General features: G+C 45.1%; 14 protein-coding genes. 12 read left to right on the top strand and 2 right to left on the bottom strand.

The annotated features are described in order from the left end of the window. Positions 1 to 3 precede the first annotated feature (3 nt). The 8 genes from AB669_RS00475 to AB669_RS00440 are packed head-to-tail and all read left to right on the top strand — an operon-like array spanning position 4 to position 10,069. Entirely contained in the window at positions 4 to 1,365 is a 1,362-nt protein-coding gene (locus AB669_RS00475) for a RagB/SusD family nutrient uptake outer membrane protein (RefSeq protein ID WP_047797326.1), read from the top strand. Positions 1,366 to 1,367: 2 nt separating this feature from the next. Continuing rightward, positions 1,368 to 2,297, top strand: coding sequence for a cyanophycinase (locus tag AB669_RS00470; protein ID WP_047797325.1), 930 nt, complete (start codon positions 1,368 to 1,370; stop codon positions 2,295 to 2,297). 42 nt (positions 2,298 to 2,339) lie between these two features. Next, on the top strand, positions 2,340 to 3,671 hold the full coding sequence (locus AB669_RS00465) for a hypothetical protein (protein ID WP_047797678.1): 1,332 nt from the start codon (positions 2,340 to 2,342) through the stop codon (positions 3,669 to 3,671). Positions 3,672 to 3,693: 22 nt separating this feature from the next. Further along, positions 3,694 to 5,391, top strand: coding sequence for a hypothetical protein (locus tag AB669_RS00460; RefSeq protein WP_047797324.1), 1,698 nt, complete (start codon positions 3,694 to 3,696; stop codon positions 5,389 to 5,391). Between the two features lie 3 nt (positions 5,392 to 5,394). Further along, complete coding sequence (locus AB669_RS00455) at positions 5,395 to 5,991, top strand: c-type cytochrome (protein ID WP_082120545.1); 597 nt, start codon at positions 5,395 to 5,397, stop codon at positions 5,989 to 5,991. Continuing rightward, the gene (gene soxC / locus AB669_RS00450; RefSeq protein WP_047797323.1) at positions 5,992 to 7,233 is read left to right on the top strand and encodes a sulfite dehydrogenase; all 1,242 of its coding nucleotides are present in this window, start codon (positions 5,992 to 5,994) and stop codon (positions 7,231 to 7,233) included. It abuts the gene before it with no gap. A 5-nt stretch (positions 7,234 to 7,238) separates the two neighbouring features. Beyond that, entirely contained in the window at positions 7,239 to 8,681 is a 1,443-nt protein-coding gene (locus tag AB669_RS00445) for an NAD(P)/FAD-dependent oxidoreductase (RefSeq protein WP_047797322.1), read from the top strand. Positions 8,682 to 8,692: 11 nt separating this feature from the next. Beyond that, positions 8,693 to 10,069: a YeiH family protein gene (locus AB669_RS00440; RefSeq protein ID WP_053058186.1), complete on the top strand. Its 1,377-nt coding sequence runs from the start codon at positions 8,693 to 8,695 to the stop codon at positions 10,067 to 10,069. Positions 10,070 to 10,118: 49 nt separating this feature from the next. On the opposite strand, the gene AB669_RS00435 is transcribed toward AB669_RS00440, so the two are convergent. Both AB669_RS00435 and AB669_RS00430 read right to left on the bottom strand, forming a co-directional pair. Beyond that, positions 10,119 to 10,943 (bottom strand): phytoene/squalene synthase family protein, encoded by an 825-nt coding sequence (locus AB669_RS00435; protein ID WP_047797321.1) that lies wholly within the window; start codon positions 10,941 to 10,943, stop codon positions 10,119 to 10,121. Positions 10,944 to 10,990: 47 nt separating this feature from the next. Then, a complete protein-coding gene (locus tag AB669_RS00430; RefSeq protein WP_047797320.1) occupies positions 10,991 to 11,620 on the bottom strand; it encodes a MarR family winged helix-turn-helix transcriptional regulator in 630 nt (209 codons plus the stop codon). A 197-nt stretch (positions 11,621 to 11,817) separates the two neighbouring features. Here AB669_RS00430 and AB669_RS00425 point away from each other — a divergent pair, with 197 nt between their 5' ends. The 4 genes from AB669_RS00425 to AB669_RS00410 all read left to right on the top strand — a co-directional run bounded on the left by AB669_RS00425 (position 11,818) and on the right by AB669_RS00410 (position 15,629). After that, positions 11,818 to 12,693 (top strand): AraC family transcriptional regulator, encoded by an 876-nt coding sequence (locus tag AB669_RS00425; RefSeq protein WP_197082290.1) that lies wholly within the window; start codon positions 11,818 to 11,820, stop codon positions 12,691 to 12,693. 46 nt (positions 12,694 to 12,739) lie between these two features. Continuing rightward, positions 12,740 to 13,717 carry a multidrug resistance efflux transporter family protein gene (locus tag AB669_RS00420; RefSeq protein ID WP_053058185.1) on the top strand — a complete coding sequence of 326 codons (978 nt, stop codon included), beginning with the start codon at positions 12,740 to 12,742 and terminating at the stop codon, positions 13,715 to 13,717. Positions 13,718 to 13,779: 62 nt separating this feature from the next. After that, on the top strand, positions 13,780 to 14,364 hold the full coding sequence (locus tag AB669_RS00415; RefSeq protein ID WP_047797318.1) for an RNA polymerase sigma factor: 585 nt from the start codon (positions 13,780 to 13,782) through the stop codon (positions 14,362 to 14,364). A gap of 146 nt (positions 14,365 to 14,510) precedes the next feature. Beyond that, entirely contained in the window at positions 14,511 to 15,629 is a 1,119-nt protein-coding gene (locus AB669_RS00410; protein WP_047797317.1) for a FecR family protein, read from the top strand. Positions 15,630 to 15,694 lie beyond the last annotated feature (65 nt).

The raw sequence follows: 15,694 nt of genomic DNA, 5'->3' as shown, positions 1-15,694 counted from the left end.
AAAATGAAAAAGATTATATACCTCTTCGCTTCCGTTCTGCTGCTTTCATCCTGCAAAAAATTCCTCGAAACACAGCCACAATTACAGGTTGACCAGGAGCAGGCCATTATCAATGCCGGCACAGCATCAACAGCGGCAAACGGGCTTTTTAACCTCCTGGCCAGTAACAGCTATTACGGCTCCAACTTCCCGGCACTGTCATATCTGTCGGCAGGAGATATTCAGTGGTCCGGATCTCAATCTGACCCTAATGAAATTACCAAGCACCTCACTTCGGCCACCAATGGCTATGTGCAGTCGGCATGGACCGCGATTTATAAAACGATATCACAGGCCAATCACATTATCGATAAAGTTCCGGGTGTGGGCGATCCCTTGTTAACGAACACATTAAAAAACCAGTATCTGGGTGAAGCTTACTTTGTGCGGGCCCTGGCCTATTTCGATCTGGCCAGAGGATGGGGTGGTGTTCAGCTTATCCTAAAACCCACCAATGCTTCTACAGACAATTCAGATATTCCACGCAGTAGCCTCGCAGATACTTATGCCCAGGTATTGAAGGACCTTAATGCAGCTGAAGGGCTTGTTCCTGTTGCGGTAAACAGAAACCGGGTAAGCTTAAAAACCGTTCAGGCACTTAAAGCCAGATTTTACCTGTACCAGAAAAATTGGGCGCTTGCAGAGCAATTTGCCACTTCGGTGATTGGCGATAATTCAAATTATGCCCTGGTAACGCCATATAGTGCTTTTTTTGCCAACAGTGCCGTTACCACGAGCGAATCCGTTCTGGAGCTGGCCTACACGACTTCTAATACCAACGGACATAGCAACTGGTGGCTGCCACCAGCTTTAGGTGGCAGAAGAGAATGGTCTCCTAACGATGCATTGGTTGCTTTATTGAACAACCCGGCCATAGGAGGCAATCGCAGTGCGTTGATTGCACAAACAGCCGCTCCTGGGAATTTATGGTATGGAAAACTTTACTACCGTACCCCTTTAGGTACCGACCCGGCTTATGTGATCCGCATTTCAGAACTTTACCTGATCCGTGCAGAGGCCAGGGCCTATCAAGGTAACCTTACAGGTACAAACAGCGCCATCAGCGATTTAAATGCCGTAAGGGCGAGGGCTGCTGTTACCGCCAGCACGGCCGCTACACAGGCAGATATCCTGCTGGCCATTGAAAAAGAACGCCAGGTGGAGTTTCCGTTTGAAGCCGACCGCTGGTTTAATCTGGTGCGGACTGACAGGGCACAAACGCTTTTAGGCCTGCCCGACAAACACCTGTATCTGTTCCCTATACCCTATAACGAAACCCTGGTTGACCCGCAGCTTGCCGGTTCGAACCGTAATCCCGGATATTAATCATGAAAAAATTAATTACACTACTATTCGCAGTACTTGCAATTAATCCAGTTGTTTTTGGGCAGCGTTCTCCAATAACGGTGAAGCAATCCGTTACCCGGCATGGTCCGGAAAAGGGAAGTCTTTTGATTATTGGAGGTAACGTAGGCAGTCAGCGCGACATATGGGATAAATTTACAGCGCTTGCCGGCGGAAAGGAAAAAGCGGTTGTAGTGGTGGTGACCACTGCCGGCGGGGATTCTGCGGCTTACGATCAAAAAGGGGTAGAGGAAGTAAAGCGCCAGACCGGGATCAGGAATGTTACCCTGTTTCATACCAATGACCTGAAAGAGGCAAACAGCGAAAAGTTTATTGCACCACTCCAGAAAGCTACAGCAGTTTATTTCCAGGGGGGCAGGCAATGGCGGATTGCCGATTCTTACCTCAACACCTTGAGCCATCAGGCATTTATTGATGTGTTGAACAGGGGAGGTGTAATCGCCGGAAGTTCGGCGGGCGCATCTATTCTCGGTTCTTTCCTGTGGCGTGGCGACACGAAGGGTGCTCAGCTTTTGGTGGGCGATCATACACAAGGACTTGGCTTCCTTAAGTTTTCGGCAATCGATCAGCATTTGCTGGTTCGTAACCGCCAGTTTGATCTGGTGAATTTTATTCGAAGCGCACCTGACTTTATTGGGATCGGGCTTGATGAGGCCACTGCGGTGCTTGTGCAAGGCGATAGCCTTCAGGTTTTAGGACGTTCGGTAGCCGCAATATATGATTATCAAACCATCATCAGCAGCGAAAACAAGCATGTGGTTAATGGAAGCGAGGACTTTACCGCTTCCAGCGGGCCCTTCTTTTTTCTGCGCGCCGGACAAAAATATGATTTATCCAAAAGGCAGGTGGTTAAAGAGAAACGGGTTACCACTGCCGCTGCGGGCAAACCCTAAAAACCGATAAACAGACATTCATATTTTTTTGATAAAATGGCGATGAATAACAATAGTATAAGCAACGAAAGTGGATGGACCGTTACTGAAAAGGGATTTTTCAGGTTCTTTTTTATCTACTTCATTCTTCAGTCCCTTCCATTAAGTGTCGATTTTTTCCATATCGTTTTTGGTTTCAACTGGTTCCATATCCGTTATGGAGATATTTTTAACATCAGCCGGCTATCGGCGAAATTTATTCCGGGGGCAGATAGTTTTTTAAACTGGATCATCCTTGCCATATTTTCAGCTGCAGGTGCTTTTTTATGGTCGAAACAGAAAAAAGAAAACTACAACTATAATGAACTTTATTACTGGCTAAGGGCAATTGTCCGCTACAGGCTCGCTATCGGAATTATTGGTTATGGTTTCCTGAAATTCTTTCCAATGCAGGCGCCCTTTCCGTCAATCAGCAATCTGAACACGGCCTATGGAGATTTCTCTGAATGGAAAATTTTTTCCATGAGCCTGGGGATTGTTCCGGGTTACGAATCTTTTTTAGGAGGCGTGGAAATTGTAGCGGGCTTACTCCTGCTTTTCCGTAAAACCGCTTCTATCGGGGCCATCATCATTTTGATTTTTACCGGTAACGTGTTCATCTCCAATCTGGGCTATGGTGGTGGGGAATATGTTTACGCTTCTTACCTCATCAGCTTTGCGGTTTTTGTGTTGTGGTTCGATGCACAACGAATTTATCGCCTCATTTCTCTGGAGCTTCCTACTCAACCGAATTTATATCAACCGGCGTTCAGGCCTGCAATGAAGTCATTGCGCCTGGTGGCAAAGGCATTTGTCCTGATTTTCTTTGTGTTCTTCTACGGTCTGAAAACCTATTTTGGCCTGCGTAGAGATCCTTATCAGTTTCCCCGTAAAGCGGGACTGGCCAGGGCGGCCGGTATTTACGATGTAACTGATTTTAAGCTGAATGGAAAAGTCATTCCATATGACCCGTCGAATACTTCGCGCTGGCAGGATGTAGTTTTCGAAAAGTGGGCAACGATCAGTATCCGTTCCCCGCGTACTGTAATTACCGATTCTGCCAATTATGAGCAAATTCTTTCGGATGATAAAAGCCGGAACTACGAGCTGGCAGGTTCTGGCGGAAGGCACTATTACGCTTATACCTTGGATACCCTCAAAAATCAACTTTTGCTTGAAAATAAAAACAGCCATTATCTGCAGGAGAAGCTACGCTTTAATTTCAGCAGGCCAGACACGGCAACCATTATTTTATCCGGACAAAACGAAATCGGAGATTCAATAGCGGTAACATTAGTCAGACTTCATAAAAAATATCCGGTTAAACTTGGGCGAAGAAAAACCCTGAAACTTTAACCACAACGCAAAAAAAAATAATATGTCTGAGGATATACAACAAAATACAGCCACAGCAACCCAGGTGAAGCTGGCTCCTTCGGGACCATGGTCAGGGCCAAAACGTTTTGGCTTCAGGGTGCTTTTCATTTTTATGCTGGCCATGTGCATTCCATTTTCATCTAACTGGTATAAAAATCTTTTTACCTTAGACTGGACGCGGCCGCATTACCGCGATCTTTATGATATTGCACGTTTTCAGCCGGCTTTCGTTTCCTTATTCAGTGGTAAACGAAACCGTGATATTACGGATGCTACAGGAGCAAATGATCATGAGGCTAAGAAAAAGAAAACCGGTCAGAAGGGTGAGCCTGCAGAATTGAAAAAAGAAAAATCTGCTAACCAGAGTGCTACGGGAATGCCACCGAAAAGCGGATTTCTAATAGACTATATTGATTGGGGTATAGCTTTGCTTATTGGATTAATCGGTGCCCTGATCTGGTCGGCATTTGACCGGAGATCAAAATCCTATCCCATACTATACTACTGGATCAGGGTTGTAGTGCGCTACCGTGCAGGGATCGGCATCATCGGTTTTGGTTTTACCAAGCTGTTTCCAACGCAGATGCCTTTTCCCTCACTGGGACTTTTAAATACCAATTTTGGAGATTTCACTGCCCAGAAAATTTACTGGCTTTCGGTAGGTATTGTTCCATGGTATCAGGTTTTTGGAGGCGTTGTGGAGATTTTGGCGGGTACACTGCTTCTCTTCCGGAAAACCACCACCTTTGGTGCCATACTGCTGATTGCAGCACTCGGAGATATCACTTTTGTAAATTATGCTTACGATGGTGGTGTACATGTATATGCATTTTATTTCGTTGTACTCGGGCTATTCCTCGCAGCCGACGATTTTCCTAAACTTTATAACCTGCTGATTTTAGAGAGGTACACGGTTCCCTTCAGGATTTACCCGGATTTCAGGAAGCCACTATTGAAGTACACCAGAATTGGATTGAAGGTACTTACCTTTGTTATCTTTTTTGGGATAATGACTTACACCGAGATCATCAATTTTAAATATGATCCATATAAACAACCTGCAACTGCAGGCGTCAGGAATCTTCGTGGAAACTACCGTGTAAGCGAATTCAAAATTAATGGCGTGGATATTCCTTACAACCCGCTCGACTCGACGCGATGGCAGGAAGCCACTTTTGAAAACTGGAGTACCCTGACTTTTAGGGTCAACCGCCCTGTACTAGTCGACCCCTCTAACGGTGGGGGGAGCCCGATGCGTGATATTCAGCGTACTTTTGAAATTAGCGGGGTTGCAGGTGGACAACGGGCTTTCCACTATTATGCTGACACGCTGGATAAGGTACTATACCTGCAGGATAAGAATGTGATGGCGCTGCGAAATGTAAAAACGGCAGATACTTCAGGGATTAAGGATAGTTCTTCTGTAAACTGGATCAGCCAGAGCGCCTGGAAGAACATTGGTGATGAGAATAAAATGATCGATCGATGGGCATGGTCTACCCGGCGCGACAGGGAATTTGCAGAAAAGCCACGGGATTTGAAAAGAAACCGGATGGTGTTAAAATATCAGACTACAGATGGTTCGAGCATAATCCTTTATGGAAAAAATGAAAACAGCGATTCTATTTATGTGGTGTTAAACCGCTATGAAAGAAAATATGTGCTGCCGAAAAGCAGTTTAAACGCAGGGAAATACTAAGAGATGAGAAAAGTAATGATCATGTCCTGTTTTGTATCGCTGGCGATGTGTTGTGCCGTCAACGAAAGTTCAGTTGCGCAGTTCCGCTATGCTACGCCAGCGGATAGTTTGAAGCGGATGCTAAAGTTTGGCTTCGGCCGCACAGCAGGAAAAGCTGAAATCGCTGCCTGGGATATCGACGTGAGACCAGACGGCAAGGGCTTGCCGGCAGGGAAGGGCGATGTAAAAACAGGACGGCTCATTTTCGTTAAAAAATGTGCACTATGCCATGGCTCCGGGGGCAAGGAAACTCCGGGAGTCAAGCTGTTGGGCGGAGCACTGGTAAGTGATTCCCTAAGTAGCGGCAGGGAAAAAACCATCGGCAACTATTGGCCATATGCCACAACCCTTTTCGACTACATCCGGCGGGCCATGCCTTACAATCTTCCAGGCTCACTGAGCAATGATGAGGTTTACGCTTTAAGTGCTTACCTGTTGCACGCCAACAAAATTATCGGGCAAACGGTGGTATTGGATGCCGTCAACCTCCCTAAAATTGTCATGCCTGCCAGAAAAATGTTTGTGATGGATAATAGAACCGGCGGAAAGGAGATCAGGTAAATGGCAGGAAAGGAAAAGATAAAACAGCAAACAGGGAAGATCAGCAGAAGGACTTTACTTGGGGGGGTGCTCGCTGTTGCGGTATTGCCGGTGGGCGACTTGCTGGCATTCGAAGATTCAAAAGCGCGAAGGGCCGGGCTTGCCGATGATCCGACCAAAGTACCCGGCCCCGGGCCAGGTACCCTTGGAAAACGATCGCCTTTTGAAAACCCGGTTAAGAAGCCTTCAGATATATCTTCACGCACACCATTGCAGGATTTGCACAGTACCATTACGCCCGCCGATTTGCATTTTGAACGCCACCATGCCGGTGTTCCGACAATTGATCCGGCAAAACACGAGTTGCTGATACATGGCCTGGTTGGTACGGCAATGAAATTTACGCTGGCTGATTTGAAAAAATTCCCATCGGTTACCCGGACCTGTTTTATTGAGTGTGCCGGAAATTTCAGGACGGGAAAAGAAGAAATGACGCCTCAGGATATCCTTGGACTTACCAGTCAGAGTGAGTGGACCGGGGTAATGTTGTCGGTGCTGTTTAATGAAGTCGGAATCGATCCGCAGGCGAAGTGGTTTCTGGCTGAGGGTTCGGATGCAGCAGTGATGACCCGAACCATACCGCTTGCAAAAGCATGGGATGATGCGATGATTGTATACGCGCAAAATGGAGAGGCCATCCGGCCGGAGCAAGGTTATCCCATGCGTTTATTACTCCCCGGATTTGAAGGCAATATGAATATCAAGTGGCTGCGCAGACTTAAACTTTCTGAGGAACCATACATGACCAGAGAGGAAACTTCAAAATATACATATCCGGTAAAGGATAAAATAAGAATGTTTAGCTTTGAGCTGGATGCTCGTTCCATCATCACTTATCCGTCGTACCCGGCAAGAGTTGCCAGGGGTTACGTGCAGATCCGTGGGATTGCGTGGAGCGGCAGGGGGAAGATAGACCAGGTGGAGGTAAGCACCGATAAGGGAGAAAGCTGGCAGAAAGCCGTGCTCCAGGAACCGGTTTTGAGCAAGGCCCATACTTATTTCCGGTTCGACTGGAACTGGAATGGTGAGGCTACGGAAATACTGAGCCGCGTGACCGATGAAACAGGATACCTTCAGCCCACTTTGAAACAGTTAATTGAGGCCAGGGGACCAAATATTGGTGGCTATCATATGAATCCGGTTACGGCCTGGCAAATTAAACAAGACGGTTCGGTATTATTTAAGCCCGAATCTTTAAAATAAAGCAGATGAAACTCGAAAAGCGTGATTATGATGCGGTCGTGGTGGGATCGGGACCGAATGGCCTTGCGGCGGCAATTTTAATGCAGCAGCAAGGCTTGTCGGTACTGATTATAGAGGGTAAAGATGATATCGGTGGTGGGCTTGCCTCAAGGGAACTCACGCTGCCTGGTTTCACGCATGATGTGTGCTCAGCTATTCATCCGATGGCGCTGGCTTCTCCTTTTTTCAAAACGCTGCCCCTTGCTGAACATGGTTTGCAGTATATCCATCCGCCGCGTTCTGCAGCACATCCGTTCGACGATGGAAGTGTGGCCGTACTTGATCAGTCAATAGCCGCCACAGCTGAGTACCTCGGGGTAGATGCTGCAGAATACACCAGACTGATGCAATCACTCAGCCATACCTGGCCACTGATTGATAAAGATGCCCTTGGACCCCTGCATTTCCCGGAGCATCCGCTGGAGATGGCAGGTTTTGGATTAAAGGGACTGACCAGCGCCAGCCATTTCGTGAAGCGGTTTAAAGGTAAACATGCCCGCGGGCTTTTTGGCGGGATGGCAGCACATTCCATTCAGCCATTAAACAATCTGAGTACTACAGCCATTGGTCTGGTGTTAATGACTACAGGTCATTTACAGGGCTGGCCCATTCCAAAGGGTGGGTCGGTTGCTATCGCCAATGCGCTGGCAGGTTATTTTAAGTCGATTGGCGGTAAAATTGAAACCGGAACATATATTTCTTCGCTCGCCCAGTTGCCTGGTTCACATGTTGTGTTATTTGATATCACCCCTAAGCAGTTGTTAAAAATTGCCGGACACGAATTTTCTTCAGTTTACAAATGGCAGCTGGAACGCTACAGGTATGGAATGGGTGTATTCAAAATCGACTGGGCACTGGATGGACCTATACCATTTACCGCCGAAGCATGCCGGCAGGCCGGCACTTTACACCTGGGTAATACTTTTGAGGAAATTGCCCAGGGTGAATGGCAAACCAGCCGGGGAAGGCAGTCTGAAAAACCTTTTGTGCTACTGGCACAGCAAAGTCTTTTTGATGCCTCACGGGCTCCGGAGGGCAAGCAAACAGGCTGGGCTTATTGCCATGTTCCCAATGGTTCAACGCAGGATATGACAAATGCAATTGAGGCACAGGTAGAGCGGTTTGCACCAGGATTCAGGGACAGAATTATCGGGCGCCATACCTTTAATACCAATCAACTCGAAACGTATAACCCCAATTATGTTGGTGGCGACATCAACGGCGGGATACTGGATATCGGTCAGCTCTTTACCCGTCCGGCATTGCGCTTATCGCCCTATAAAACTTCCAAAAAAGGATTGTACCTCTGCTCATCCTCAACGCCTCCGGGTGGTGGCGTGCATGGAATGTGCGGGTACCATGCAGCTAAAGCTGCCTTAAAAGATATTTTTAACATTAAAATCAGATAAAAACAAATCACATGTCAACAGAGAACACTGCTATAGACCAATCAGCGGCACTTACAGATTCGGGGATTGTACCAGATAAGAAAACCTTTTTTCAGTCCATTACCGAAGACTGGTGGGCGGTTATTCTTGGCTTTATCATTATCGGGGTAGTACTTTATTTAACCCAAAACGGAACCACTATCAGCTTGCCTGCCTACAAATGGAGTAGCCAGACCGATCTTTTCGAAAAAATCCTTTCACCGGCAAATTTGCTCCTTATATTGGAAACAGGTGTTATTTTTCTGGTGCTGGCGGGCTTTGCGATATTTCTTTCAGGAGGAAATGTGTTACGCTTTTCTGCAGGTTTTCTGTTGATTTACCTGTTGGCCACTGTTTCCTTCATCATTGGAGGAAACAAAAATGTAGGCTACTATGGTTTGGAATACGTGGTTTTTGCCCTGCTTATTGGTATTGTGCTGGGTAACCTGATTTCCTTACCAGCGTGGCTGAAAGAAGCCGTGCGGTCAGAGTTTTACATCAAAACCGGATTGGTAATCCTGGGAACAACTATTCTTTCTGCAGATTTGATCAAAGCGGGCCTACCAGGCGTAATCCAGGCCGTAATTGTGGTCAGTGCAGTATGGTTCTTTTCGCTTTGGTTAAGCCGGAAACTGAAAGTCGACGATGAGTTCGGGATCATTCTGGCTTCGGCAGTTTCCATTTGCGGGGTTTCTGCTGCTATCGTAGCTGCCGGTGTAATTAACGGCGACAAGCGTAAGTTATCCTACGTGACTACACTGGTACTCATTATGGCCATTCCAATGATGGTGATCCTGCCCTGGGCGGTTAAATATTTTCATATTCCTGAAGTGATCGGCGGTGCCTGGTTAGGGGGGACTTTAGATACCACTGCTACTGTTACTGCAGCCGGAGATTTGGTTGGTCCGGTAGCAGTGAAAGCCGGTGTGATTGCCAAATTCTCGCAAAATGTATTTATCGGTGTTGCGGCTTTTTTTATTGCGATCTGGTGGGCCTATAAAAAACCGAAGAACAATGGAGTGCTTGCAGCATCCATCAAAGTAGAGCGCCCCGGGTTAAAGGTAGTTTGGGAGCGATTCCCAAAATTCGTTCTGGGTTTTATAGTCGCATCGCTCGTATTTTCTTTTTTGCTGTCAGTAGAAACAGCGAAGAGTGTGGCACCCACACTGAATGGCCTTCGAACCATCTGGTTTGCGATTGCCTTTATTTCTATAGGGATGGAAGCTAAGTTTTCGTCGCTGATAAAACTGCAGGGGGGTAAGCCGGCATTGACTTTTGTAGTTGCCCAGATTTTCAATATTTTCTGGACACTATTATGGGCTTACATTCTATTTGGAGGGTATTTGCTGCCTGTTCCGGATTTTAAGTAGCCGCACGCAGAAACTAAAAGAGCAGCTTTTAACCGAACTGCTCTTTCGCTTACTTCCCCTGCACCCACGATCCGCACATCAGCGCAAATTTATGCATATTCGAAATCCTGATCCGGCGATCCATAATCTGGGTGGCTGATTTCTTTTTAATCTTTTCAAAAAGCGCCCTGTAATAGATATAGGCCAGATATACACCCTTTCTGGATGATTTGGGCAACTGGAGAATACCTTCCAGCGAAGCATCAAAATCTTCGGTGATCTGCTGCTGGATCATCAGTTTCTCCTGTTCCGAAAATGCCGACAGGTTAACCCCTGGGAAGTAACTTCGGTTCAGTAAAAAGTAATCCGCTTTCAGATCCCGTAAAAAGTTTACTTTTTGAAAGGCGGCACCCAGTTTCATGGCTGGTTCTTTCAATTTTTGGTAGCTGGTTTCATCACCATTAACGAAAACATGCAGACACATTAATCCCACAACCTGAGCCGAGCCTAAAATATACTGTTCGTATTTTTCAGGCGTGTATTCCTCTTTTTGGAGATCCATCTCCATACTCTTCAGAAACAGGTTAATGAGCTCCATTTTGATATTGAACTTGTGCACAACCTGCTGGAAGGCATTTAATATTGGGTTTAAGCTGATCCGGAATTCAATTGCCTCCATGCAATCTCTCCTGAACTTCGCCAGTAACGATGGTTTATCATAATCATGAAAGCTGTCTACAATTTCATCCGCCAGGCGAACAAAACCATATATAGCATAAATGGGATCCCGGTAGGTTCTATCCAGCGTACGTATACCCAAAGAAAAGCTGGTACTATAATTTTTCGTTACTATCTCACTGCACTGTGCAGAAACCCTGTCAAAAATATTTTTCATAATGATAGACAAATTGTATTGATCATTTTGTCGAGCGAACGTAAACGCTATCTGTTTAAAATTTTATGTTTTTCGAAAACCTGTTCATGATGGAAATTTTCCAGTTTTTGCAGTAAGGTAATCAATTTAATTTTCTCATCGGGCGAAAGTGGTTCGGTAACACTGGCGGATGCCAAACGGATTTTATCCATGATTTTTTCCAGTTCCTCAGTTCCCTTGTGGCTGATCCGGATCACACTACTTCGCTTATCTATATTTGAAGGCTCCTGTTCAATCAGTCCTTTGTCGAACAGCCGTTTGATGATTAACGTACCCGCCGGCTTGTCGTGAATATTGTGCTTAATGAGGGCCGATTTGCTCATACTCCCTGCAGCAAGTAAACTAATCAGGTAAATAAATTCATCGGGAGTGGAAAAGTTACTTCCCGCTATTGCGTTACGGGCGTGATTTTTAGCATAACGGTAAAGGTGCACCAGCGAGGTGTTGATGACACTATCTGCCGATCGTCCACTGGCTTTACCCGTCCATTCAGGTGTGGCCGGTTCAGTTGCTGACTGATCGTTTGCCTGCCCGTTAAGCCACATATGGAAAGCATTAAGATTATCCTGTGGGTTTAAATCACTGGTTTCATAACGCTTTACCAGTACCAGTAGTTCATTCACAAGGTTATACATCATTTTGATCCGGCTAAATATAGGGCTGTATATTTATATACAATTATAATTAAATAAAGTTCATAAATACACCAAAATATCCACAAAAATCCTACAGCGGGTAAATGAAGAGGAATCTGATAAGCGGGTTCAAGGATCCGATCTTAAATAATTTTAGTATCATGTCTTTCTTTCCTAAAAATAATTTCTTTTATTTAGGCATGTCCCAACCCCTTCCATTTCAGGCAATGCTTGAAGCTGCGCCGATCCAGATTTTGAAGATGAGCGGCTTTCATGATCCTTCATCTGATTTTCCTCACCGGCATGAGTTTTACATGCTTTACTGGACAGTGAGCGGGAGTGGAGCGCATAGCATTGACTTCAGTCCCTTTGAAATGCGTCCGGGAAGGCTTTTCTTCCTGCATCAAAACCAGGTACATCAGGTAGCGCAGTATCCTGAAAATGGGTGGATGGTGCTTTTTAATATGATGTGTTTCCGGGAATTTCTAAAAATGAACCCCAAGCAGGAGCAGAATGGTTTGTTCGATAATTTCAATAACATCCCTTATGTTGATCTCGACGACCAGCTCATCATCACACTAAACAACATTGCCGCTTTGTTGGTGCAGGAACTTTCGACAGGTATCAATATGGATATCGCACAAAATTACCTGTCTATATTGCTGCTGCACGCCGGGCAAAAATATCTGGCGCAAAATAAATTTTCGATATCAGGCCTCGATACAGAGATTGTGCGTGGTTTGAAAGTTTTGATTGAAGCCAACTTCAGATCGAAACGAACCAGTTCCTTTTATGCAGCCGAACTGGGGCAATCGCCGAGAAAACTAAACGAGCTTACCTTCAGGACCATGGGGGTATCGGTGCAGGACATCATTAACCAACGGCTGCTGGCAGAAATTGAAGCCGCACTGGTGGGGAGTAATATCTCTGTGAAGCAGTTAGCTTACGATCTGGGCTTCACCGATCAGCCGCACCTGACTACCTTTTTTAAGAAACACCGGGCAGAAACACCGGTTGCCTTCAAAAACAGGTATTTGCCTCCGCACAATTATACAACTAAAGCAGCAAGTTCGTAAAAGTATTTTTCTTATCCGGCAGCGCATCTTTGCGACTCAATATTTCATGTTTAATCAAGCCGATGCCATGCCGAAGAAGAAAATTATATATGCCTTTATTTTAGCCCTGATGAGTACGATGTTTTTATCATCCGGACTGATCATTAACAGTCTCAATTCCTATCGTGGCAACAATTGGGCGTGGACGGCTTCTTTACGTTTTCTGCTTTCGGTACCAGTACTTTTTATTCTGGTGTGCGCAAGGGGCAAGTTCATGGGATTAATCAAGGCCATGAAGAAACTGCCTAAAACCTTTTTACTTTGGGGCAATCTGGGCTTCGGCGTTTATTATGCACTGCTATCTTATGCAATTGTCATGATTCCGGGATGGCTGGTTACTGCGGGATTTATGACCACCGTTTTAGCAGGGGTGTTGATTGCGCCGTTCATTTATGATGATCACCGGGCAACCATCTCTAAAAAAGCGATTATTCTTTCGGTTTTGCTGGTGATTGGTTTATTGGTAATGCAAATGGAAAGACTGAGTCACCTTGAAAACCTGGGGTTAGCCATTAATGGGATTTTGATGGCCATACTAGCTGCGTTCCTATGGCCTTTAGGTAACCGGAAGCTGATGCTAAAGCTTGAAAAAGAAAATATAACTCTTGATGCAACTCAAAGAATTCTGGGTATGACAATCGGTGCGTTGCCGATATTGATTTGTCTGGCAGTTTATGGTTTTTATACCTCGGGCTTTCCATCGGTAATGCAGCTGGAGACTTCATTTCTGGCGGTGCTACTGTCGGGAGTGGTAGGAAGTGTATTATTTTTCAAAGCCATGCAGATGGTTAGCAAAAATCAAATTGCGCTGTTAACGGTAGAAGCGATTCAGGTGGTCGGTGTATTATTCACCTTGCTGGGTGAAATGGTGATCAAGGGAACGGTGTGGCCAGGCTTCTACGGTAATCTGGGATTCCTGTTGATGGGTGTTGGACTTTGCAGTTACGGATTTCTCGCATTAAACAGCAAATACAACCCGGCGTAGTATTTTCCACCCGATGCTACTATGGGATTCAGGTCAATTTAGACTATATTTGTTATATCCTTATGCATGCTTACCGTTCATATTCTGATAACGAATTGGCTTTTCTGTTAACACAGAATGATGAACACGCTTTTACCGAAATTTACAACCGTTTTTATGGCTTGCTGTTTATCCATGCATCAAGGCGTTTGAATGACGATGAAGAAGCAAAGGATGTGGTGCAGCAATTATTTGAATCTCTGTGGCTCAAACGAAACCAGGTTGAACCCGACGGTAATTTATCGGCCTATCTGTATACATCGATCCGAAACCGCGTGCTGGATGTATTCTCTCATCAAAAGGTAGAAACCAAATATGTCGATTCACTTCAGCATTTCCTGGACCAGGATCACATACTTACCGATTACCGTGTAAGAGAAAAGCAAATGGCCGCCCTCATCGAACAGGAAATAGATGCCTTGCCTCCCAAAATGCGTGAAATATTTATACTAAGTCGCAAAGAAAATAAATCTCACAAAGAAATTGCCGCCTTACTCGGCCTTTCAGAGCTTACGGTTAAAACACAGGTGAAAAAAGCACTCCGAATTCTAAAATCCCGTTTAGGTGTGTTTGTTTATTTAGCTTTTTTGCTTAAAATTCACCATTAAATCACTCTTTTTTTCGTTTTCGCCAGTTATTCGCTCTTCTGCTCCGGTGGATTCAATTTTTTTACAAAAAAACTGAATTGCAGATACCCCCATGATGCAGGCTTTGCCGTATATACATTAATCAGCCAAACAAACTTTCTAGACAAATGGAAAATAATGCAAAAAAGCTTTTAGAAAAGTACCTTTCCGGTAACTGTACGCCCCAAGAACAGGCTATGGTTGAAGAGTGGTATCTCCGTTTGCCATTTGAAAGAAAAGCACCTGATCACGGGATAATTGAGGCAAGTAAAGAAGAGGTTTATCAACGCTTAAAGCTGACACCAAAGCCTGGGTTTATCATCCGTTTAAAGCACATTGCTGTAGCCGCCAGTATTCTGATTTGTATTACTGCAGGATTAATCTATTTTGTTGGCATCAACAATACCCTTACGCCTGTGGCTAAAACGCAATTGAAAGATGTACTTCCAGGCCGAAATAAAGCGATTCTTACCCTTGCTAATGGCCGGGTTGTTGATCTGGATCAGGCAAAAAATGGTGAAATTGCCAGTCAGCATGGTATCATTATCCGTAAATCTCAGAACGGACAGCTTGAGTACGAAATCCAGGAGGATGCAGCGGGGCTTGCTGGTTCAAATACGATATCTACCCCGCGGGGTGGTCAGTACCAGGTCAGTTTGCCTGATGGCACCAAAATCTGGCTTAATGCTGCCACTTCACTGAAGTATCCGTCTGCTTTTGCCAGTAATGAACGAGTGGTAGAACTCAATGGTGAAGCTTATTTTGAAGTAGCGAAAGATCAGAAACGCCCGTTTAGGGTAAAAACTGCACAGCAGACGGTCGAAGTATTGGGCACTCACTTTAATATTAATGCTTACCGGGATGAACCTTCAACCAAAACAACCCTACTCGAAGGATCGGTGAAAGTAAACCATACGGGGACTGAAGTGAGGTTAAATCCTGGAGATCAGGCGAGGCTGACATTGGCTAATAATGCGCTAACCACGATTCGCGACGTTGATGTAGAGCAGGAGACCGCATGGAAGAATGATGTATTCTCATTTAATGATGATGATTTGAAAACGGTAATGAGGCAAATTTCAAGATGGTATGATATAGACGTCGTGTATCAGGGTAAGATATCAAACGATCGGTATTTCGGCGAAATTCCAAGAAACAATAACCTTTCTGAAGTATTCAAAATATTAGAACTGAACCACGTTCATATTGATATTTCGGGAAAAACACTTACCGTTACCGGTAATTAAGTCATCGTTAACTACAGTAAATTAACTAAATAATCAACCAACCAATAACCTGAACTTTATGATGA

The organism is Pedobacter sp. BMA, from assembly GCF_001027745.1.
Taxonomy (GTDB): Bacteria; Bacteroidota; Bacteroidia; order Sphingobacteriales; family Sphingobacteriaceae; genus Pedobacter.
Note: the sequence above shows the minus strand (reverse complement) of the source record. Positions and strands in the feature narration are given on the sequence as shown.